18 protein-coding genes are annotated in these 21,745 nt (G+C 49.3%); 6 read left to right on the forward strand and 12 right to left on the reverse strand.

From position 1 onward, the window contains the following. Nucleotides 1-399: 399 nt before the first annotated feature. The 3 genes from GNP95_RS18410 to GNP95_RS18420 all read right to left on the reverse strand — a co-directional run bounded on the left by GNP95_RS18410 (nucleotide 400) and on the right by GNP95_RS18420 (nucleotide 3,067). Nucleotides 400-897, reverse strand: coding sequence for a GyrI-like domain-containing protein (locus GNP95_RS18410; RefSeq protein WP_155612304.1), 498 nt, complete (start codon nucleotides 895-897; stop codon nucleotides 400-402). A gap of 209 nt (nucleotides 898-1,106) precedes the next feature. After that, on the reverse strand, nucleotides 1,107-1,868 hold the full coding sequence (locus GNP95_RS18415) for an AAC(3) family N-acetyltransferase (RefSeq protein ID WP_155612305.1): 762 nt from the start codon (nucleotides 1,866-1,868) through the stop codon (nucleotides 1,107-1,109). A gap of 167 nt (nucleotides 1,869-2,035) precedes the next feature. Then, the gene (locus GNP95_RS18420) at nucleotides 2,036-3,067 is read right to left on the reverse strand and encodes an alpha/beta hydrolase (RefSeq protein ID WP_155612306.1); all 1,032 of its coding nucleotides are present in this window, start codon (nucleotides 3,065-3,067) and stop codon (nucleotides 2,036-2,038) included. Nucleotides 3,068-3,323: 256 nt separating this feature from the next. Between GNP95_RS18420 and GNP95_RS18425 the strand changes: the two genes are divergently transcribed. Then, a complete protein-coding gene (locus GNP95_RS18425; protein WP_155612307.1) occupies nucleotides 3,324-4,139 on the forward strand; it encodes an AAC(3) family N-acetyltransferase in 816 nt (271 codons plus the stop codon). Nucleotides 4,140-4,240: 101 nt separating this feature from the next. Further along, on the forward strand, nucleotides 4,241-6,073 hold the full coding sequence (locus GNP95_RS18430; RefSeq protein WP_196427237.1) for an S-layer homology domain-containing protein: 1,833 nt from the start codon (nucleotides 4,241-4,243) through the stop codon (nucleotides 6,071-6,073). 181 nt (nucleotides 6,074-6,254) lie between these two features. Here GNP95_RS18430 and GNP95_RS18435 read toward each other — a convergent pair whose 3' ends face one another. Both GNP95_RS18435 and GNP95_RS18440 read right to left on the reverse strand, forming a co-directional pair. Then, nucleotides 6,255-6,605 carry an ASCH domain-containing protein gene (locus GNP95_RS18435; protein WP_155612309.1) on the reverse strand — a complete coding sequence of 117 codons (351 nt, stop codon included), beginning with the start codon at nucleotides 6,603-6,605 and terminating at the stop codon, nucleotides 6,255-6,257. Between the two features lie 83 nt (nucleotides 6,606-6,688). Then, on the reverse strand, nucleotides 6,689-8,797 hold the full coding sequence (locus GNP95_RS18440; RefSeq protein WP_155612310.1) for a tetratricopeptide repeat protein: 2,109 nt from the start codon (nucleotides 8,795-8,797) through the stop codon (nucleotides 6,689-6,691). Nucleotides 8,798-8,952: 155 nt separating this feature from the next. Here GNP95_RS18440 and GNP95_RS18445 point away from each other — a divergent pair, with 155 nt between their 5' ends. Then, nucleotides 8,953-9,651: a 4'-phosphopantetheinyl transferase family protein gene (locus GNP95_RS18445; RefSeq protein WP_155612311.1), complete on the forward strand. Its 699-nt coding sequence runs from the start codon at nucleotides 8,953-8,955 to the stop codon at nucleotides 9,649-9,651. Between the two features lie 191 nt (nucleotides 9,652-9,842). On the opposite strand, the gene GNP95_RS18450 is transcribed toward GNP95_RS18445, so the two are convergent. From GNP95_RS18450 to deoB, 6 genes are all read right to left on the reverse strand, one after another. Continuing rightward, a complete protein-coding gene (locus GNP95_RS18450) occupies nucleotides 9,843-11,159 on the reverse strand; it encodes an NCS2 family permease (protein ID WP_155612312.1) in 1,317 nt (438 codons plus the stop codon). 77 nt (nucleotides 11,160-11,236) lie between these two features. Next, nucleotides 11,237-12,190: an ABC transporter permease gene (locus tag GNP95_RS18455; RefSeq protein ID WP_155612313.1), complete on the reverse strand. Its 954-nt coding sequence runs from the start codon at nucleotides 12,188-12,190 to the stop codon at nucleotides 11,237-11,239. 3 nt (nucleotides 12,191-12,193) lie between these two features. After that, the gene (locus GNP95_RS18460; RefSeq protein ID WP_155612314.1) at nucleotides 12,194-13,264 is read right to left on the reverse strand and encodes an ABC transporter permease; all 1,071 of its coding nucleotides are present in this window, start codon (nucleotides 13,262-13,264) and stop codon (nucleotides 12,194-12,196) included. After that, nucleotides 13,257-14,792, reverse strand: coding sequence for an ABC transporter ATP-binding protein (locus GNP95_RS18465; RefSeq protein WP_230873901.1), 1,536 nt, complete (start codon nucleotides 14,790-14,792; stop codon nucleotides 13,257-13,259). Before GNP95_RS18465 ends, GNP95_RS18460 begins: the two co-directional genes overlap by 8 nt. A gap of 62 nt (nucleotides 14,793-14,854) precedes the next feature. Then, nucleotides 14,855-15,898: a BMP family lipoprotein gene (locus GNP95_RS18470; RefSeq protein WP_155612315.1), complete on the reverse strand. Its 1,044-nt coding sequence runs from the start codon at nucleotides 15,896-15,898 to the stop codon at nucleotides 14,855-14,857. A gap of 52 nt (nucleotides 15,899-15,950) precedes the next feature. Then, nucleotides 15,951-17,141: a phosphopentomutase gene (deoB, locus tag GNP95_RS18475; protein ID WP_155612316.1), complete on the reverse strand. Its 1,191-nt coding sequence runs from the start codon at nucleotides 17,139-17,141 to the stop codon at nucleotides 15,951-15,953. Nucleotides 17,142-17,279: 138 nt separating this feature from the next. On the opposite strand from deoB, the gene GNP95_RS18480 reads away from it, so the two are divergent. From GNP95_RS18480 to GNP95_RS18490, 3 genes are all read left to right on the forward strand, one after another. After that, nucleotides 17,280-17,996, forward strand: a complete 717-nt coding sequence (locus GNP95_RS18480) for a Crp/Fnr family transcriptional regulator (RefSeq protein ID WP_155612317.1) — start codon at nucleotides 17,280-17,282, stop codon at nucleotides 17,994-17,996. 186 nt (nucleotides 17,997-18,182) lie between these two features. Continuing rightward, nucleotides 18,183-18,887, forward strand: coding sequence for a purine-nucleoside phosphorylase (gene deoD / locus GNP95_RS18485; protein ID WP_155612318.1), 705 nt, complete (start codon nucleotides 18,183-18,185; stop codon nucleotides 18,885-18,887). Nucleotides 18,888-19,100: 213 nt separating this feature from the next. Continuing rightward, a complete protein-coding gene (locus GNP95_RS18490; RefSeq protein ID WP_196427238.1) occupies nucleotides 19,101-20,561 on the forward strand; it encodes a serine hydrolase domain-containing protein in 1,461 nt (486 codons plus the stop codon). On the opposite strand, the gene GNP95_RS18495 is transcribed toward GNP95_RS18490, so the two are convergent. Further along, nucleotides 20,542-21,741, reverse strand: a complete 1,200-nt coding sequence (locus tag GNP95_RS18495; protein WP_196427239.1) for a stalk domain-containing protein — start codon at nucleotides 21,739-21,741, stop codon at nucleotides 20,542-20,544. The genes GNP95_RS18490 and GNP95_RS18495 overlap by 20 nt on opposite strands. Nucleotides 21,742-21,745: the final 4 nt, after the last annotated feature.

Genomic DNA, 21,745 nt, shown 5'->3' on the forward strand with positions numbered 1-21,745 from the left:
GTGATGCGTGCGAATACAGTATGCGGTGCGCTGGTTAGTGCGGGATGTTACTACAATAATGCGATGCGCAGGATGTGTGGGTAGAGTAATTGAGTAAAGCAGCAGTGAGTCGGCAGGCTATTTGCAGAATGACAGGCGGCAGTTTAGGCAGTCAAACGTAACGGGCAGGGGATCCGTTATTTCCGGTTCCCGTCCATGAATTAGAAACTATCGGACGCAAGATTCTTTATTTGGGAAAAACTACTGCTCTTGACCATTGTTTGAGTGGAGTAGCGGAACCAGGGTCCGTCAGCAGCCTCCGGAAACTCCGAAACCTAGACCACCTCTTCTACATTATAAAAAACGCCTTTCGGCGTTTTCGATGCGACAGGTCATTTTTTAAAAAAAAAGAGCAATGAGCTATTCCTCTAAAACTGGGATCATAATCGTAAATTGGGGATTCGTGCTGTAAGGATCCTGTTCGCTAGGGTATATTTCGAAATGCGTCAGCTCCTTGCCTTCCTGCGGAAGCGTCTTGAATCCCTGCTGCTCGATCCAGGCATATATGCTGCTGTACGATTCCTCGATATTCTGGTCGGCCCGATGTTCGTACTTCGCATATTTCATCGCTGGAACTTGAAGCTTGATCATGCCTTCCGGCGCCTGCTCACCGGCATCAGCCACCTGAAATACCGCGCAATGCACAAATCCGGTTCCGCCCGGATAGGCATGGTAAGACAAGCCGTAGAAGTTGTCCAGGTCTAGGATGCCACGGATTTCACCGCGCCGCCGCTGGAGTTCCTGATGAATCGCGCGTATACCGCCCTCTCCCGCCTCGGCAAAAGTTCCCTCCCAACGCAGCCCAATCGCGCTGAAAGCCTGCATTGTTATGATCGCTGTCTCATTTACCCGTTCCATTGCCACCTCTCCCCATCAATAAAATTATCGCTTGCTTGACGCATACCATTTTACTACATCGCTTTTGCAAAACATGTGGTTATTTGTCGAAGGAATGCAAGCAGCCGAAGACTATCTTTGCGAAATTTGAGTTCCCATTATCAGAAAATAATCAGAATAAGCCGACTGCAGAACGCAGCCGGCTTATTTTTTGGTAAATCTCCTTCTTCTTACTTTGCCAAAGGCTCATTATCCGAGAACAAATCCGGGTTCTCCCGCAGCATATCCGAAAGGATATCCGTTGTTTTCACCGTATCGCACACTAGAACCTCGGCATCGCCTAGACGGGCCCGATAGAGCGCTCCCTGTTCCTCGAGCACGCCTTCGACCTTCCAGAAATGCTCCGACCAAGGCAGGCCGCAGTGGCGGCGGGAAGGCACCAGAATCTCTCTGCCGTCAGGGAGTACCGTGTAAAGCTGTTCATGGCCATCCGTCATTCTGCCCGGGATATCCACCCATTCCTCAATGCCGTGAATGAACGTATTCCTGCGCAGGTCGACCCCGACGAGCAGAATTGTCGCTTTGCGATCCAGCAGGCGGCCCCAGGCGGACTCCCGGTGACATGGCGTATCCCAGCGTTCGTCGCCGGCGGTAAACTCAGCCGCGTCCTTGCCTAGCGCCGCCACGGAATGTGTCGGATGCCAGGAACGAACCACGCCTGGACGCTTGCGGAACAGTTCAGGGAGTATGCCAACGCAGACCTCTGAGGTCTCGACATAAAATTTGGGATTATCCTTATTAATATAAGACCAGGTGTGGGTAGGCAAAACTAACAGCCCGTCTTTCATATATTCCGAAAGAGCATCCAGCACCGTGTCCGCTCCTCCATCTACTTCGCCGATACTTTTCATGGATGAATGCATCAGCACGGTGCCATGCCGGTCAATGCCAGCGCTTTCAAGCTGATCGATCAAACTTTGCTTCGTGTGCATGATAAACCTCCAACTGTTGGTAATGAATGATTCATCACCATTATACCTGTCCCACTTGGAACAACAAGCCCGGAATGGGCAATCAAGTCAGGAAAAATCACACAATATGCAGAACTTACCCTAGATCAGCTGAACAGAAATGACGCACCGGAATTATACATCTCCCGCTAAGATGCGTACCAATCCGAAGCTGCCCGAATGATGTCATCCATCCTGAAGCTGCAGCCATGCCGTTCATCCGGATATTCAATCAGCAGCCTATCCGCGGTTATTGTCCGATAGAGCGAGCGGATCTCTTCATCCCTGACCCACTCATCCATCCTGCCATGAATGAGAAGCATTGGCCGGTCGCGCCTGATATTCTCCTTTAATGCGAGAGGTTCCTCCCCTTCCACAATCACATGGGATAACCGCTCCTTGAAATAGTCGGGCAGCGCTATCCCGCTCTCCAGTACAGGGCTGACTGCGGCAACCCTGCCAATCCTCGGATGGCTTCCGCCCTCAATCGCCCAAGAACCCCCGAAGCTTATACCAAATAAATGCAGCGGCAGCTCTGGAAATTGCTGTGCCGCAAACTCGATCACTTCTTCCACAAACAGCTCCCAGCCTCTCCGTGTGGCCAGGCAGCGGTTAAACACATACGTTTCACCTTGTCCTGGACCATCAAAGCTGACTGTGACGAAGCCCTCTCTTGCAAAGCCGGTCTCAAATTTAATTGACTCCTCTTTCGCTGAATCGATCGGATTCAAAAGGATAACACAGCCACGCGGATGCTTTGGAATTCTTACCCGGCCCCGGCACTGATTTCCTTGGACTTGAATCTCCGCTTCGGAAATCATGTCTGCCGTCAAATTGTCCGCTTCCATGTTCAAGTCCCTGCAATACTCATACCACATTTGTTTGTCTGTTCCAGTATAGGGGAACATCCATTGGATCAGATAATAGTTCATCGCTGCATGCCGATAAAAGTACTCCGCCTCACTGATCAAATGCTGTCTTTGCATTTTAAGCGCTAGCTGCTCAAACATATCAGCATAGCTGTGCAGCACTTCCATCCAATCCTCAATGCCGTTGACCCGTTGGCGCAGCTCATATACCGTCGGTTTCGGCAGACCGCTTCCCAACCAACGATCCCAGAATGACTCGGACACGTAGCCCATCGATATTGTCTTCTCTATAGTTTGATTGGCATAATGCATGCGAGATCGCCCCCTTAATAATTTATACGTAACAGTCTTGAATTTTCGGGGGCATGAAATAACAAAAATAACCTCAGTCATATTATTCTTCCATAAATCCATTGAAGCTGCTTTCCTTTTCCAATATAATGTAAAAGAAATGCAGGAATTTAAGGGCAATGCTTTTCTGGCATCACCAGAGACAACCCCTCGCTTAACGAGGGATTGTCTCTTTTTTTTGATCTCAGTATAGTCTGATAACAATGAAGGAGTGAGCATGGTGGAAAATTCCCGTTACACCGAAAGACCGATATTGACCAAAAGCGATCTTAAGGAGCAATTCCGACGCTGCGGCGTATCGAATGGGCAAACGATTATTGTACATACCTCTTTAAGCAAAATCGGATTCGTGGTCGGCGGCGCCGAGACTTTAATCCGCGCTTTGCTTGAAATTGTCGGCGAAGAAGGGACGTTGGTGATGCCCTCCCAAACCTGGAAAAACCTTGACCCTGCCACGGGTGTTCATTGGGAGGTATGCCCCATACACTGGCCCATCATACGCGAGCATTGGCCAGCCTATGACAAAGAAATTACGCCAGCCATCGGTATGGGCGTGGTGGCAGAGGTATTCCGAAAATGGCCCGGAGCGGCTAGATCCGACCATCCTGCCAGGTCATTTGCTGCGGTAGGCAAACATGCGGATTATCTTACGAAGGAGCATGATTTAAGCCAGATTTTTGGCAAAGGATCGCCGCTTGATAAGTTATATGAGCTTGATGGTCATATACTGCTCATTGGAGTCGGATACGACAAGAACACTTCGCTGCACTTAGCAGAGACTAGGGCGAGCTTTCCGACAAAGCGGTTCACGGAAGAAAGCAGTGCGATCATGATCGACGGGAAGAGAACATGGGTGACCTACCGCACTCAAGCTGTAGATGATGAGGATTTCAATGAATTGGGTCAGCAATATGATAGAGCTCACGATGTGACGATTTACAAGGTTGGGGAGGCAGAAGTACGTTTTCTAAGACAAAGACAGCTCGTAGACTGGGCCGTACAGTGGATGGAGACGAACCGGAAGGAAGAATGAATCTCAAAACCTTCCATATTTTGATTGCCAGATATAAATCGTTATTCTAAGATGGTTGAGAGAGACACAAAATATACATAATTTCATAAGGAGGCTTGAATTTGAACAAGAAGCTTTTTGCCAAAGTCATCACTGCGGCAGCATTGCTCGGCACATTAGCGTCACCAGCGTCTGCGACAACGTTCATTACGGATATCAACGGCTCTTATGCGAAGGATGCCATTCAAGAGCTGGTTGATAAAGGAATTATTAATGGCCGTGGTGACGGAAGATTCGATCCAACTGGACATATCCAAAGGCAGGATTTCGCAATCATTCTCGCCAAGTCTCTAGGGCTGGATGTGAACAATGCGCCAGCAGCAGCGACATTTAGCGATGTCCCTCAAGGCCATTACTCTTTTGCAGCTGTCGAGGCAGCGGTACAAGCTGGACTTATTCACGGATACGGCAATCATCAATTCGGCAATGGCGATAGTTTATCACGGCAGGATATGGCCGTCATCTTCACCCGGGCTCTCGGGGTAGATGTTAGCGGTAAGGGGAGCATACTTACCTTCACCGATAAGGACGATATCTCCAGCTATGCCAAAGATGCGGTAGCCGCAGCTGTCGAATTGGGACTCATTCAAGGCAATACAGATGGCAGCTTTAGTCCGCTCCAGAGTGCTGACCGCCAATCCGTGGCTCTCGTAGCCAGTAAGTTCATACGGAATATTGAAGAACAGCGCCATTCCCAGCAGCCTCCTACCACACCTCCAGATGGGAATACTCCTCCTTCACCAAACGAATCTTCAGCATCAATCACACCCGAGACCAAGACACCAACAACAGGAAGCAGCAATAACGGCAGCAGCGGCGGCTCAGGTTCTGGAAGCGGCGGCAGCGGAAGTGAAAGAGATACGACTGCGCCTATCGTGAACATCCTATCGGAAACTCCGGTGTTTATTGGCAGCAGTCTTATCGCAACCAGCAATGAAACCGGCTATTTATACCTTATTCCGAGAGGATATCCATCGTCAGGTCGAGCAGAACTGGAAGTACTCGTAGCTGAAGGCCTCGCGAAAAAGGTACAAGTTACTACCGCCAACACCCCAACACCGATCGAAACGGATCAGTTAGAGGCTGGAATCTACAACGTATTTGCCGTGGATCGGGCTGGAAATCTATCCAGAGCTAGCTCGGACATAGAACTAAAGCGGCCTCTATCTTTAACCCTGGCACCGGGAGCCTCCTTTGTACTTAACCCTGCTTATGTTTACGATGAAAGCATCGTAACTATTGTGGATGATTCTATGATAGAGGATAATGATCCTTATACGGATCGCAATATCAACAGCTTCTTCCAAGTTCAACGAGAAGAAGAAGCGCTCTCGCTGCAATACAATCCTCAGGAGGGTAGATTCCATGTATTGGAGGAAGGGGCGAAGGTCGGCTATATTCTGATTTCCTCAGAGTCTGAGCTTATTGAAGCTCAAGAGACTGAGCGCGGAGTGCAGATTCTTCTTAAAGCAGGCGCAGATGAGGCCACTACAGCTTCCTTAAAGCTCACCCTCTTTGAAAATGAAGCCGAAGTCAGCAGCACAATCCTGCCTGTCATCCTGGATGCAGCACCGCCGACGGTCACGGACAGCGTCTACAGCGATGGAGTAATTACAATTACCGCGAGCGAGCCGCTGGTTTGGTATGACAGCTTCGAAATTAACATTTCACATGTGCCGGTTAACAGCAGCGGCAGCAGCTATGATCTTATGCCTTTTGAACACTTCACTCCAAGTATTCATAACGGGAATGTAGTTATTATTTTAAAGGACGAGGCTTTTAGATATTATCATCCGCTGCAGCCTGGCGATCAGTTCGAGATTACATTGTACGGGATCGGGGATTACGCTAGAAATATGATCGGTGATGAAGTGTTAATCGTAGAAATTCCATAAGATGAATAACGGAAGCTTTTCAGGGCTGAATTCCCGGCTATAGCCGAGGAATCAGCCCCTCTTCATTTTCTGCTGCTATAACCCCTCTATGCGCCAAGAAAAAATCGCCCTTCATCTGCTTGTCACATCGATGTAGAGCGATTTCATTCTAGCGTACCGCATACAGCCTCTCTACATTCACTTACTTCTGCACAGGGTTGAACTCGTGAACCCATACTCGCATCGCCGGTACCCAGCGCATGCCGGGATGAATGGACAAAATCGACTGCTTGTATTCCTCTAAATTGTTGTATCCTTCCTGCTGGGCTTGCTCTTCGGTCAGATCGCCAAGGGTCTGGGAATAGACCTGCTCTACTACAAAATCCCGCCCCTTCAGCGTCATCACTTCCCCCACATCGGCGTAGCGGCCGTTGCGGCGGGTTGCCGTCTTCCGGCCTGCCAGCACTTTCTCCACATCCTCCGGCAAAGTCACTAGCCGTTCAATCGAACAGGTTTTCGGCGGCAATGCCTCATGATCTGCATGATTTTGCATGTAGTAGCCCTCCTCGTCAATTCTTCCTTTTAACTTTACCATAATATCAACGACACCGTTTCCCCGGATGCCCGGATCCCGTTCTAACGGCCTGCTTTGACTGGCTTCATGTACTCCTCCAGCGTAGAGCCTTTAACATAAATATCAGGCGAAATGTAGGAGTTCATGATATTATTCTGCCGGACATTCCAATAATGATTTACCGCGAGGATCATCAATTTGTTCTGCTTGTCCTCGAATACGCGCTGCCCAACTCCTTTACCATATGTATCTTGGCCTATAATCGTCACATTGGGCAAATAAGTGCCGAGCCCCATAGTTAACAGCTCCGAGGCGCTTGCCGTATAACCATCGACCAGGATATATATTTGCTTGAATGGGACATAATCGGCATCTGAATAGTAGCTGTCCGCATAGCCATCCCGCTCGATCAGCATGCTAGTCACGCATTCCGGCAGCAGCGCATCCAAAATATGATTCGCGCTATCCATGTTTCCCCCCGTATTCCCGCGCAAATCAATAACCAGCTTCTTATTTTCGGGGTCAGCAATACGGTCGAGTTCTTCAATAAAACGATCGTCGGTATTATGATTAAATTCATGAATACGGAAATAGGCGATGGACCCTTGATCTTCATAGATCACGTCCTGGCCGGAAGGCGCTGTTAACAGATCGTATTCCTCCCCATAAATAACGGAGGTAAATACATCCCTCTTGTACTGAGCTTGGCCAATAATATCGGCGATTTCCGCCGGGGTCATATTTTCCTTATCCAGCTTAGACAAAATCTCATCCATATCCGGAACGCTGCTTATGTATAGATAATTATCTCTAAAAAATTTCTTAACCCGCTCCCCAAGCGGCTTGCGGCTGTCTAGTATTGCATCCTGGATACGCAGGGCCGTCGAATTGCCGGAGTATATCTCCAGGGTTTTCTCGCAGAACTCTTCCGCAAGGTCATAATCCTCCATCATAAAGTAGGAGTAGGCGATCATGGCGTAAGCCTCGTCATCCTCAGAATCAAGCTCGATCACTCGCTCCATAGCCTGAATGGCTTCGTCGTACTGATCCAAATCAAAGTGGCATTCTCCCGTAAACCAGGGGATCAGCGAAGAATTGACCTTGCGCTTCATAACCTCATCGCCAAAGGCGATACACTGGTAATTTCTGCGCCCGTTGTATAGCGCCCTCAATTTATTGATCATGCTCTTTTCATCCTGAGGATTGAGCCGAACAGCATGATCATAATATTTGGCAGCCTGGACATACATGGACTGCTCCATATAAACATCCCCCATAGCTATATGTATATCTGCAAAGTTCTTATCCTTCTGGATGGCCGCATCATAGCTGATCTTCGCCCGGTCCAAATCGCCCATCGTCGTATAGGACTTGATCATTTGTACATAGACGTCCATATGATCAGGAAACTTGTCGATCATGCCGTTATAATGCTCAGCAAGAATGTCCAAATCATCCAAATCCTCGAGCACGGCCGCTTTGATGCGATACGCATCATAATTATCTGGCTCCTCCCGGATCAAACCATCAACAAGCTTGCTCGCCTCCTCATACCGGTCTAGCCAGAGAAGGGCGTATGCCTTCATTTCGTACCCATCCATATCCGCATCATCCAAGCCGATATAAATGTCGAACTGCTCCAACGCTTCTTCATACCGCTCCAGATCGAACAATACTCTGCCTTTGCCGTAATAAGCGTATTTCTCATCGCCCAGTTCAAGAGCATGATTGAAGCTCTCAAGCGCCTCTTCATACCGGTACAATCCGTACAGAGCATTGCCCTTATTCACGTATTCCATGTCTCTGTTCGGTACAATAAGAAGCGACTTCCCGATATATTCAAGGCTCTTCTCGTAATCCTCCAGCTCATTGTAGGCCCAGCTCAAATTATTGAATGGAGCTCCCATGGGCTCATCCAGCTTTATTTCGCGATCCAAATCAACGAGAGCCGGCTCTATTTCATAAGCGTGCTCTACCGCCTCCTCCAAATACTCGATAGCCTCCTCGTACCTTCCCTTATCGACTAGAAGGTAGCCCTTGGTGTTGTTCGCTATCATTTCCTCCCAATGGATAGATTCTTTGTAAACGCCCGTCGAGCAAGCGCCCAGCATGCTTATTGCACAAATGATGACCACCAAGGCACTAACCCGAATCAAAATTCTCTTCTTCAAACTGTTCCCCCACTCTTCCCAGCTATAAGCTCTTGTTAGAATATTTATATCTTATCACGGAGCGTTCAGGGGAGGAATGACTTTGGAGTAAAATACTGGGTGTTGCTATAATGGAAGAGTATGAGAATTGAAATGAACATAGGTGGGACAAGCATATGATAGAAATCTACGGTATCCGGCTGGAGACAAATACCGACTCGCTCCCTATTTGGAAGCTGGTTCAAGCGCTTCCGCCCGAGAGGCAGGAGCGGATTCATAGATTCAGGCGTAAGGAAGATGCGCTAAGAACCTTAGCAGCGGATCTCCTGTCAAGGCTCCTCATCTGCAGCTGGCTGAACATCCGGAACAAAGATATCCGGCTGACTCAAAATGCTTACGGCAAGCCGCTGCTCGAAGAGAATTCCGGGCTGTATTTCAATAACTCCCACTCCGGGGAATGGGTAGTTTCTGCCATCGCCGGCTCCCCGGTCGGCATCGATGTAGAAAAGGTAGAGGAGATCGACTTCAGCATCGCCGGGCGTTTTTTCTCAGAGCAGGAATGTATTGACCTTGATTTGCGGCGGGGGGAAGCGAAATTAAACTATTTCTTTGACCTGTGGACGCTCAAAGAGAGCTACATAAAAGCCGCAGGCATGGGCCTCTCCATGCCGCTCGACTCCTTCACCGTTCGCGCCGGGGATGACGGCCAGATCGAGCTGATCACCCTCAATGAATTCAGAGGCTGCTCCTTCAGGCAATACCCGATTGGCCCCGGTTACAAATTGTCCGTCTGTACGCAGGATAACCGTTTTCCGGATCATATTGGCTTGCTAAGCATGGATGAGCTGCACGAGCGGTTCATGGCATATGTATGAGGGGGCGGACATGAAACACGAAGGGCCGTCCCCTGTCATCCGCGATGACATATGGGACAGCCCCTCATGTTTATCTTAAATCCGCCTGCTATTCTTAGCGCTCTGCAAAATATAGGGGAATTACTATCCCCTCTCATCATAATTAAGAAAAATCAACTTGCAAAGCTTTAAATCGGATAACAGACCAGCTTCTATAACGAGCCCAAAATAAAATAGAGCAGGAAGAAGAAGGCGATGAGGTACATTGCCATCGATACTTCCGACCGGCGGCCCGTCACCCACTTCACGATCGGGTAGGCGATGAAACCAAACGCAATCCCGTTCGCAATGCTGAAGGACAAGGGCATAACGGCCAGCATCATGTAAGCCGGGAAGGCTTCAGTGAAATCGTCAAAAGGAACTTCCTTAATCGACATAATCATCAGGCAGCCTACGATAATCAGCACCGGCGCAATCGCACTGTTCGGGATGACTTTGAACAAAGGCACCAGGAACAGCGCGGGGATGAACAACAACCCGGCGGTTAGAGAGGTAAGTCCGGTTCTTCCGCCGGAGGCGATGCCGGTCGCGCCTTCTGCCGCTGTCGTCATCGGACTGCAGCCGAGCAGCCCTGCGCTGATGACGGAGAATGAATTGGCTTGAAACGATTTTCTGAATTTTGACTTATTCGGAAGCATGCCGAGCTGCGCCCCCATGTTCTGGAAAATAATGACCATCGATAACGAGAACACCGCTGTCCAAAACTGGAAGCTGCCCACTCCGCTGAAATCCAAAGCCAGAAACAGCTCGCCGTAACCGCCAAAAGAAATGCTGAAGTCCCGCAGGACCGAGAAATCCACGATGCCCAATGCGGCACCCATGCCGGTTCCCGCCAGGATTGTGATCAGGAAGTTCCCCTTGACGTTCCGTAAAAATAACGGCAGTGCAATGACCAGCGTTAGTACCGTCGTAAGCGCGTGCGGTTCGCTCAAATTCGCCAGGGTGACAAAGGTGCTTTCACTAGCAACGATCAATCCGCCGTTTTTCAGTCCCAAGAAGGCAATAAAAAATCCGATCCCTGCCGTCATCGCATGAACCATCGACTTCGGAATCGACCGCGATAAATAATCCGCCCACTTCGTCACCGTCGTAATCATGAATACAAGCCCGGCAACGAATACCGCTGCGAGCGCCTGCTGCCAGGTTAACCCCAAAGAAAAGACAAGAGTAAATACAAAAAACGCATTATCCCCCATGCCGGGAACAAGAATCAGGGGCGAGTTGGCCCATAGCGCCATCAGCATACAGCCGAGGAAGGAGCAGATCACCGTCACGATCGTGGCTGCTTCATAAGGCATCCCTACCATGCTCAAAATAGCGCCGTTCACGGCAATAATATAAGCGACGGTCATAAAGGTAGTTAATCCTGCCACCATTTCAGTACGTATCGTCGTTTTTTCCTCTTGCAGATGAAACCATCTTTCTAATCTGCGATCCAATTTGAACACCTCTTTATTCAGCACTGCCATCCATTTAAAAAGGGCTGGACGTCTACACCGGCTCCAGCCCTCATTGCTCTATGATGCCCGGCTATATGCCGCGGCGGCTATCGTTTCCCTACCTCGTAAGGCTCTCCTAGCGCCTTCGGTGCCCGTGCCTTGCCTACCGCGCCAATCAAGACGAGCATAGTCAGGACATACGGCAGCATATAGAAAAATTCATTCGGAATACGGGCGGCAAATTCGAAGATCTGCAGCTGATCCTTGATGGCTTGAGCCAAGCCGAAGAACAAGGAAGCCAGCATAGCCCCGATCGGATTCCATTTGCCGAAAATAACCGCTGCGAGCGCAATATAACCTTGTCCTGAAATCGTGTTGAATGCAAAGTTGCCGTTCGAGGTCAGGACGATTGTAGCTCCGCCCAGCGCTGCAATCGATCCGCTGAGAATAACAGCCATGTACCGCATCCGGTTGACTTTGACCCCTACTGTATCCGCGGCGCCCGGATGCTCTCCGACAGCACGCAGCCTTAGTCCGATAGCGGTTCTATAGATTACAAAGTAAATGACGATGACGAGCGCAATCGCAATATACGTCGTCGGATAGTTGTTGAAAAATGCATTCCCAAGGAACGGAATATCGCCTAGCAACGGCACTTTATATTTATGAAATACCGTCGTCAGCAGCGGACTTTCCGCCGAGCCTTCAAAAATCAGCTTCACCAGAAAGAACGTCGAGCTTGCCGCGAGAATGTTAATAACGACCCCGCTGACCACCTGGTTCGCCTTGAATCTGATCGTGGCGATGGCATGGATACTGGAGAAAATCGCTGTGAAGACAAAGGCCCCGATAATGCCCAGCCACGGGGACAGCTTGCCCAGTCCCGCCGTCTCTGCATAATATGCAATGACCGCCGAGAAGAAGGCCCCGGACACCATGAAACCCTCAAGACCAATGTTAATGACGCCCGAACGCTCGGAAATGAGCCCGCCGAGGGCGGCAAAGATAAAGGCTGTGGAGAATACGAGCGTCCCATTTATGAGATTGCTGATAATGTCCATCACTTACACCTTCTTCTTCATTTTATGGAATAGCGGACGGAAGAAGAGCCTCACAATGCCGGGTGCGGCAACGAAAAAGATAATGAAGCCGATGACCATCCGAATGATCTCGCCCGGCACTTCCGCGCCAAAGCTCATGCCTTGCGAACCGTAGGTCAGCGCCCCAATCAGCATCCCGGAAAGGAGCACGCCGAGCGCCGAATTTCCGCCAAGCAGAGCAACCGCGATACCGTCAAAACCAAGTCCCGAGGTCACCGAGTTAATGGCGATGTATTTAAATACGCCCAGTACCTCAAACGTACCGACCAGACCTCCGAATACGCCGGAAATAAACATCGTGCGTACCATGACTTTCGACACCTTCATCCCCGCATATTCGGCTGCATCAGGACTAAGCCCGACCGCACGAAGCTCGTAACCCCATTTCGTCCTGTTCAGATAAATGGCGTAGAAAATGACGGCAAGAATCGTAAGCAGGAATCCCCAGTGAATACGGGCGCCGCCCATAAGCTCGGACAGCCAGCCGATCTGAATGCTCGCAGATTCCTGAATCATCGCGGAACGCTGCGTTCCTGCCTGCGGCATGAAGTACCGAATAAGATAATGACTCAGGTACAGTGCTATGAAGTTGAACATAATGCTGGTAATAACCTCATTAATGCCTCGCTTCGCCTTAATATACCCTACAAGCGCCCCCCACAACCCTCCAAGGATAGCGCCAAAAATAACGGCGACAATGGCATGAAACGGTGCCGGCAGGCTCAGCTTCGTGCCTACAAGGAGCGCACCGACGGAGCCCATGATGATCTGTCCGTCAACCCCGATATTAAACAGGCCGGCGCGAAAGGCGATACCTACCGCCAGACCACACATGACGAGAGGAACGATCGAACGCAGCGCTTCCCCGAAGTCATAGCTGCTGCCGAATATTTTAATCACCAAGGATTCGTAAGCGAGCAGGGGATCATATCCGCCGATCAGCATGATCAGCGCTCCCAATAATAGTCCGATAACAATAGAGACAACAGGAATAACAGCAGATTCACGCCTGAAAATACTCATTAATTTATCCATGTGTGCCATCTCCTTCATGCTTGCCTGCCATCATCAACCCAAGCTGCTGATCATTCGTCGATTCCGGTGTTGTCTCGCCTACGATCTGTCCTCCGAACAGAACGAGAATGCGGTCGGATACATTCAGAATCTCCTCCAGCTCAAAGGAAATGAGCAGCACAGCTTTTCCTTGGTCACGCTGGGCAATAAGCTGCTTGTGCACAAACTCGATCGCGCCGACGTCAAGTCCCCGCGTAGGCTGAGCTGCAATAAGAACTTGCGGTTTCTTGTCGATTTCACGGGCAATGATGACCTTCTGCTGGTTCCCTCCAGACATGGAGCGAACCTTGGTATCAATGCTTGGCGTTCTTACGTCAAACTCCTTGACGAGGCGTTCAGCCATCTTATCCCTCGCCTGCTCGTTAATGAAGCCGCGCCGGTTAAGCTCCGGATGGTCATACGTTTGCAAAATTATATTTTCACTGACTGTAAAGTCCAGAACGAGTCCATGTTTATGCCGGTCCTGCGGAATGTGGGACAATCCGCTTTCCGAGATGACGCGCGGGGATTGGTTCGTTACGTTTTGGCCTTGAAGCAGAACTTCCCCAGATCTAATGTTGCGCATACCTGTGATCGCTTCGATCAGTTCGGTCTGGCCGTTGCCGTCAACCCCGGCGATACCGACGATCTCTCCTGCGCGCACGGAGAAGGACAGTCCGTCGACCGCATTTTTTCCTTGTCCGCCTTCTACGACTAAATCCTTAACCTCGAGCAATACATCCCCAGGCTTGGCAGCCTGTTTCTCCGTCTTGAAATTAACCGCTTTCCCTACCATTTTTTCCGCCAGTTCCTGCGGATTCGTCTTGGCGACTTCCACGCTTTCAATGACCTTGCCCCGGCGAATAATCGTGCAAGTGTCGGCAATTTCCATGATTTCCTTCAATTTGTGCGTAATCAATACAATCGATTTGCCTTCGGCAACCAGACGTCTCATAATTTCCAGCAGCTCGCTGATCTCTTGAGGCGTGAGTACAGCGGTCGGCTCGTCAAAGATAAGAATGTCGGCTCCCCGGTAAAGCGTCTTGATGATCTCTACCCGCTGCTGCATGCCCACGCTGATCGATTCGATCGTAGCCATGGGATCGACATCCAGCTTATATTGCTCGGATAGCTTTTTAACCTGTGCGCTGGCCCCTTTTATGTCGATCTTCATCCCCTTCTTCGGCTCCATCCCGAGAATGATGTTCTCAGTTACCGTAAAAGGCTCAACCAATTTAAAATGCTGATGCACCATCCCGATGCCCAGATCAATCGCTTTATTCGGGCTATCGATCACTTCCTTCTGCCCGTTGACGAGGATTTCGCCTTCATCCGGCTGGTATAATCCGAATACGATGCTCATGAGCGTCGACTTACCCGCACCATTCTCGCCGAGCAAAGCGTGGATTTCGCCGCGCTTCAATTGAAAACTGATTGAATCGTTGGCCACTACTCCCGGGAATCTCTTCGTGATTCCTCTCAGCTCTAGCGCAATGTCTGCCTTAGTCAAAGTAGACCCCTCCATCAAAGTTTCCGTCCCCTATCACACCAGGTGACAGGGGACGAAATTAATTATTGTTCAGGTACAACAATTTCACCGTTAATGATTTTCTGACGATACTCTTCGACCTTAGCCAATACTTCTGGAGCTACGTTTTTGCTGGAGGTCGCTGCGATATCCACACCGTTCTCCTTCAGACCCATCAGCGTAACCTGGCCTGCCGGGAAGCTGCCTTCGGCCAAGCTCTTGGAAATTTGATAAACGGCTTCATCCACTTTTTTCACCATGGAAGTGAGGGTTACATCATCGCCGAAAATGAGGGATTGGTCTTTATCGACTCCGATCACCCATACTTTGCCGCCCTTGCTGTTGCGTTCTTTCGCTTCGTTAAATACGCCGTTGCCCGTTAAGCCCGCAGCGTGGAAAATGATATCGGCACCATCGTTGTAAATCGTTGAAGCGGCCGATTTACCCATATCTACCCGGTTAAATAAGCCCGTGTAGTTCACGATCAATTTGGCATCCGGATTTACAGCTTTGATCCCTTCACGGAAACCGACTTCAAAGCGTTTGATCACAGGAATCTCCATGCCGCCGACAAAGCCGATTTTGTTCGTCTTCGTAGTAAGGCCTGCGATAACCCCGACAAGGAAAGAACCTTCCTGCTCCTTGAAGGATACCGAAGCGACGTTAGGCAGAACCAGATCGGAGTCTACAATTCCGAAGTTGGAATTCGGGTTCTCGTTAGCCAGCTGAGTCACCGCATCCGCTAGCGTATAGGCAGTAGCCCATGTCAGGTCATAGTTAGCTTTCACGAATTGATTCAAGTTCGGTACGACATCGGCATCAGTTTTAGGCTCGAGGTATTTAACTTCGAAGCCGTAGTCCTTTTTCAGTTGTTGAAGAGCTTCCCAGGCGCTTTGGTTAAATGATTTATCATTGACGCTGCCAAGGTCAGTAACCATACCTATTTTCAGTTTCTTTATATTTTGCTGATTGCCGGATGGGGCGTTCCCCGCTCCAGTGTTCGGATTTGCCGCTTTTTGCCCGCATGCCGTGAGCACCAGCATAAATACGAGCAGCAGTGGCAGTACTGTCTTCATTGTCTTTTTCATTGTTGATTCCTCCCTAATGTAATTTGCCTTTGAATTCCTGTCTAAATGATTGCTAGTCTTGGCTGCACGTCAGCTGCCTCAAGAAGCTTTCCCCGAGCTCCGGCTTACCCACCCCGAAGTTGTCGGCAATTGTAGCCGCCAGATCCGCAAAGGTACTTCTCGTTCCGATCGATGAGGCCTGATCCGCAAGTGCAGGGTTGTAAATCAGAATCGGGACATATTCCCGGGTATGGTCGGTACCCGGACTTGTTGGGTCATTCCCGTGATCGGCTGTAATGATAAGCAAATCTCTTTCCCCCGTCCGCTTCATTAACTCTGGAATATACTGGTCCAATTCTTCTAGGCAGACGGCATAACCTGCAGGGTCGCGACGATGCCCGTACAGGGAATCAAAATCCACCAAATTCGTAAACAACAAACCCTTAAACGAACGCTCCAAAAGCCGGATTGTTGTTTCAATACCGTGCAGATTATTCTTTGTTGGGAAAGACTCCTTTATTCCTTGTCCTGTAAATATATCATAAATTTTACCAACAGAGATAACATCATAATTTTCTGCCTGCAAATGGTCTAACACGGTGCTTCCAAACGGGGCCAGGGCATAATCGTGCCGGTTTGGTGTCCGTACAAAGGCCCCTGGTTGCCCGACATAGGGCCTTGCTATAATGCGGCCAACCACGTATGGATCATGAAGCGTCAATTCACGGGCGATCTCGCAAGCACGATACAGCTCCTCTAGGGGAATCACGTCCTCATGCGCCGCGATTTGAAAGACGCTGTCGGCAGAGGTATATACGATCCAGGAGCCTGTCCGCATCTGCTCCTCTCCATATTCATCGAGAATTTCCGTGCCCGAGGCCGGCTTGTTACCGATGACCTTACGCCCGGTCATCTCCTCGAATTTGCCGACGAGCTCCGCCGGGAAGCCGTTCGGATAAACCTGAAACGGCACCTCCACCTTCAGCCCCATTAGCTCCCAATGCCCGGTCATCGTATCTTTACCGACGGAGACTTCCGCCATTTTCCCATAGCTCGCTAGCGGCTTATCTGCCGGCGGAACTGCGGAAAGCGGAGCGATATTCCCGAGGCCAAGCGCAGCAAGATTGGGCAATTGAATCCCAGGAACCCGCTCGCAAATGTGGCCGAGCGTATGGCTCCCTTCATCCCCGAAGGCCGGAGCATCAGGCAATTCGCCGATTCCTACGCTATCCATGACTATGACGCATATTCGTTCGAAATTCATACTTTAACCCCGTTTCTGTAAATGGAAAATGCCGCTATGCAATGTTTTCTGCAAATCATGATACAATAATCGGTAGGGCTGCTTTACAATCTCATAACCAGGCTGTTCATACAACGAAACTGAAAGGAAGTAGAAATCATGATTGATAACCTCTCAGACATTCACATTTTTTCCGGCATGCCCGAAGAGGATTTACAATATATATTTCCGTTTCTCAAGGAGAGGCAATTTAAGAAAAACCATATTCTAATGTTTGAGAATGACGAAAGCGATGAGATCTACCTCCTTCGCTCAGGCATGGTTAAAATTTATCGCATGTACGAGGGAAAAGAAGTGGTCCTTAGCATTACGATGCCCGGCGATATTATCGGCGAGGTTGAGTCCCTGTCGAATAGTTATCATCGAATTTCATCGATCGAAGCACTGGAGAATGTCTCGGTCTGGCAAATTTCAGGCCAGGACTTCATGCACATCGTCGATAAATATCCCATCGTCTTTCGAAACGCTTACAAAATTCTTGTAGAGCGAACCCGGATGCTCAATCGCATGATCCGCTACTTGACCTTCTATGATGTCCGCGGCAAAGTCGCTAACATCATCATGGATCTTTATTATAATTTTGGGACGATCGAAGAAAGCGTTTACAAGATAAACCTGAAAATTAATCAGTCCCTAATAGCCAATATGATCGGCATCACCAGGGAATCAATCTCCAAAACCTTAGGTGATTTCCAAGCCGAAGGACTCATCGATATTCGTGATAAGCATCTATACCTCCTTGATATGAAACTGTTAGAATCCATTTGTCATGAGACGGAAGAGTTCCCTACGCTCCGCAAGTGGTATAACAATTAGGCGGCCTAGTGCTCTCAATATAACAAATGACAGCGCTTCACTTCCGTTAACGGCGTAACGATAATTTTGTTAACCAATTCACAGAGATGGGGTTAACCCCTTAACAGTTCCCGCAGCTTGCACTGTGCTATGCTTTTCATGTAATGTAGCAACAGGCACAATATAACTAAGCTGGAGGGATTTTACATGAGCTTTCACATCGAAGCCAAAGTTGGCGAAATTGCAGAATCCGTCTTACTGCCAGGCGACCCGCTGCGCGCGAAATATATTGCCGAGACTTTCCTGGAAGATGCCGTCTGTTACAATCAGGTTCGCGGCATGCTGGGTTTCACAGGCACCTATAAAGGCAAGCGCGTATCGATTCAGGGGACCGGTATGGGGATGCCTTCCGCTTCCATCTACATCCATGAATTGATTAACGACTACGGCGCCAAGCATCTCGTGCGAATCGGCACATGCGGGGCGATTCAACCGGACGTGAACATCCGCGATGTCATTATCGCTCAAGCCGCGGCCACCAATTCCGCGATTATTCGCAACCAGTTCCCTGGATACGATTTCCCGCAAATCGGAAACTTTGATTCTATTAAAGCCGCTTATGAAATCGGTGTCAGCAAAGGGCTGAATCTGCGCGTCGGCAACGTCCTTTCCTCCGACCTGTTCTATACGGACAACAGTGATGAATTCAGCAAGCTTGGCAAGCACGGCGTATTGGCCGTGGAGATGGAGACAGCAGGGCTGTACTTCCTCGCCAGCAAATTCGGCGTAAAAGGCTTAAGCCTCCTTACGGTGAGCGACCACATTCTGACCGGCGAGCAAACTACGGCTCAAGAGAGACAAACCACGTTCAACGACATGATTGAGGTTGCTCTGGAGACCGTAGTAAAATAAGCTCACGGCTATCACATTTGATGAAGTAGCACCCGTTACAAACAACATGAGGACTACCTGGCAAGCAGAGTGGGTACTGCTGCGGGGTAGTCCTTTTTAAAAGTTGATTTTATGATTGGAGGTTATTTTATTCGATTCTTAATTCGTATGCTGCTTCTTACTATGATCTGCTGCCTCGGAATACTTCCAATTACGACCTCGAGCGTCCTCGCCATGACGATACATCAAGATCGCTTTCAATTAATAGATGAAGAAATTACGCAGAATATGCAGCGGTTCAACATTCCGGGCATGGCTTTTGTGCTGGCTGATGAGAACGGTACTGTCTATTCCAAAGGTTATGGCGTACTGAAGCAAGACAGCACCCTTAAGGTTAACACATCGACCAATTTTCATATCGGTTCTATCTCTAAGGTTTTTACCTCACTTGCGATTATGCAGCTCCGGGATGCAGGACAGATCCAACTCCATGACCCTGTCACTACGTATTTGCCATGGTTCGCGACGAAAGATCCCGATCTCTCCGGCCGCATGACCATCCGTGATCTGCTGAATCATACCAGCGGGCTGCCAGGACGGCTTAATGTCCACGATCTAACCGGAGCAAGTCTGGAGACGATTGAGCCGCAACTTAGTCGGAAACTGCAAAACGTTTCTCTTGTAGCCGAGCCAGGTACAACCTATGAGTATTCCAATATAAACTATGATCTGCTCCAGCTTATTATAGAGGAAGTCAGCGCTCTTTCTTTTCCTGACTACATGAGTCAACAGATTTTTCAACCACTTGGCATGAAGCGAACATCCTTCAACCAAGATAACGAACTTGAACCTAATTCGGCCACCGGGCACCGGTACCTCTGGGGGAACCTGCGGCCTTTTCATGAGCATCTTGCCTATGCTACATTGGGCTCTGCCGGTTTATCGACGAACGCTAAAGATCTGGGTACTTACATTTCCTTTCTCTTAAACGACTCTGCAGCATCAAACAATTCTGTTCTTCAATCAGACAGTTTGCGTGAAATGCGCACGGCGGCCATTTTTGATTCGTCAATCGGTTATGGGTACGGCTGGGAAATAACCAGAAATACGATTGAAAAAAAAGGGGGCTTACCCGGGTTCACTGCGAACCTCATTATAGTTCCAGGTAAATCCTACGGCTTTGCCCTGCTTGCCAATTCCAAGCAAAATATAACCGATGAAACAAATTTTAATATTTATCGGATACTAGAGGGGGGCTCGCCTATTCATTTGGCCAAAGCCGATTACCCCGCAATTATGCCTATAGATAAGAGTCTTCTGTATATAAGCGGTCTACTTATCTTAATTATATTCATTATGTGGCTGCCCGCACTCATTAGTTGTTTTACCAAGCGAGGTGTGCTTTTCCTGATAAAACCCACAACCGCAACCATACTCGTCTGTTTCGTGTTGAATATCATTATAAATTTGGGAGTCCAGTATTACATTTACATATACGTTCCTTTCGTAAGCGGAGCTCCGTCCCTCTATCGGCTAACGACGGCTCCCGATTCAGTGAACGGATTGACGCTGCTGTCCATAACGTGGCTCGTCTTCAGCATTTCAATCGCCTGCAAGTCCTTAGTTCGCTTAAAGGCAAAGACATCCCAGGGAATTCAGAAAAGCACTAAATCAATCACTCCGCTTCGACAATGAACTCAGCCCACTTCGTCGCTACTGGTCCGCGTTCAGGGGCAGCGATGTAATTCGGGCTGTCGATTCTGATGAGGTAGTTACCCGGAGCCTCGACCCGAACTGTCCCTGAAAACTTGTCGGCCTGAATCGGGAGCCTCTTGGTGCTGACTGTCTCGTATACAACATAAGAATCTTTAGGCTTCGGATTATATTTCTGTACTACTACAGTAACTTGATCGAATAAATGATGTGGCTTCACAATCGTCCCCTCAATTGCGATTTCGGCTCCGCTCTTCACATTTACATATCCGGACGCCGGTAAATGAAGTGTAACGTATTGCTGGCCTTCCTCCGTCAGTTTCACAGGAACCGCAGCAGGGTCGTTAACCTTGCGTAATACCGTGAAGTCAGCCTCGCCTGCAGAAACGGCATATAACTTAAGAGGATTAATGCCTGGCCGCAGCTCGGCCTCAAACTCCATCCGGTTGTATAAGCGGCCATCCTGCGATATGCCTTTGGCCGTTACTTGGCCCGTCCCTCCTCCCCAAGCTCCGCTGCCAAAAGAGAACAGAAATTGCGGGGCATACATATCCTCCTGATATAGCATTGAGAATTTGGCCGTATCCCCGTCGATCTCCCAGCTTGGGGTCAGCACTTCAATGATTTTCTCGCTCCAATTCCAGGTAACCGTTCCCTGGTTCAGCGACGCCGTAACACCGAGCCATGCCAGCGGCTTAACGGGAATATAGGTACGTCCGTTCGCCAAGAATGGCTTCGGAATCTTCTCGCCTGAAATCGCATCCCCGTCAGGCAGGTAAATTTGATCCGAACCAATGCGGAACGACAGCTCCTGCCAGCTAGGGACAATTTGCGGCTTCATGACGACCCGTGCCTCCCTTTTCTTGGCATCCCATGTCACCGCGGCGGCGGCCCCGTTCTCCTGAAGCGTACGCAGCGGCACAAAGACCCGGCCGTTCTTTAGAATTGGTTGATCTGCACGTATGCTCTTTCCGTCTAATGTCGCGGAAGTGCCTTGCAAACTAAATTTCAATTCATGCTTGATCCGGTACATTTTCGCAATATCTCCCGCCGGGCCACTGGCCGCATCCGGCGCAGCGGCTACAGGGGCGGCTAATACACTTATGCTTAAAGCCAAAGCTGACGTGATGGACAGCACAGCGGTTGTTATTTTTTTCATCATTATT

The sequence above is a fragment of the Paenibacillus woosongensis genome (genome assembly GCF_009725165.1).
In the GTDB taxonomy this organism is placed as follows: Bacteria; Bacillota; Bacilli; order Paenibacillales; family Paenibacillaceae; genus Fontibacillus; species Fontibacillus woosongensis.

Excerpts from the sequence above, each read along its gene's own strand:
- GNP95_RS18435 (WP_155612309.1), bottom strand. The coding sequence starts at position 6,605 with ATGCAAAATCATGCAGATCATGAGGCATTGCCGCCGAAAACCTGTTCG.
- GNP95_RS18480 (WP_155612317.1), top strand. The coding sequence starts at position 17,280 with ATGATTGATAACCTCTCAGACATTCACATTTTTTCCGGCATGCCCGAA.
- GNP95_RS18495 (WP_196427239.1), bottom strand. The coding sequence starts at position 21,741 with ATGATGAAAAAAATAACAACCGCTGTGCTGTCCATCACGTCAGCTTTG.
- deoD (WP_155612318.1), top strand. The coding sequence starts at position 18,183 with ATGAGCTTTCACATCGAAGCCAAAGTTGGCGAAATTGCAGAATCCGTC.
- deoB (WP_155612316.1), bottom strand. The coding sequence starts at position 17,141 with ATGAATTTCGAACGAATATGCGTCATAGTCATGGATAGCGTAGGAATC.
- GNP95_RS18425 (WP_155612307.1), top strand. The coding sequence starts at position 3,324 with ATGGTGGAAAATTCCCGTTACACCGAAAGACCGATATTGACCAAAAGC.
- GNP95_RS18410 (WP_155612304.1), bottom strand. The coding sequence starts at position 897 with ATGGAACGGGTAAATGAGACAGCGATCATAACAATGCAGGCTTTCAGC.
- GNP95_RS18490 (WP_196427238.1), top strand. The coding sequence starts at position 19,101 with ATGACGATACATCAAGATCGCTTTCAATTAATAGATGAAGAAATTACG.
- GNP95_RS18415 (WP_155612305.1), bottom strand. The coding sequence starts at position 1,868 with ATGCACACGAAGCAAAGTTTGATCGATCAGCTTGAAAGCGCTGGCATT.
- GNP95_RS18460 (WP_155612314.1), bottom strand. The coding sequence starts at position 13,264 with ATGGATAAATTAATGAGTATTTTCAGGCGTGAATCTGCTGTTATTCCT.
- GNP95_RS18445 (WP_155612311.1), top strand. The coding sequence starts at position 8,953 with ATGATAGAAATCTACGGTATCCGGCTGGAGACAAATACCGACTCGCTC.
- GNP95_RS18420 (WP_155612306.1), bottom strand. The coding sequence starts at position 3,067 with ATGCATTATGCCAATCAAACTATAGAGAAGACAATATCGATGGGCTAC.
- GNP95_RS18450 (WP_155612312.1), bottom strand. The coding sequence starts at position 11,159 with ATGGCAGTGCTGAATAAAGAGGTGTTCAAATTGGATCGCAGATTAGAA.
- GNP95_RS18470 (WP_155612315.1), bottom strand. The coding sequence starts at position 15,898 with ATGAAAAAGACAATGAAGACAGTACTGCCACTGCTGCTCGTATTTATG.
- GNP95_RS18455 (WP_155612313.1), bottom strand. The coding sequence starts at position 12,190 with ATGGACATTATCAGCAATCTCATAAATGGGACGCTCGTATTCTCCACA.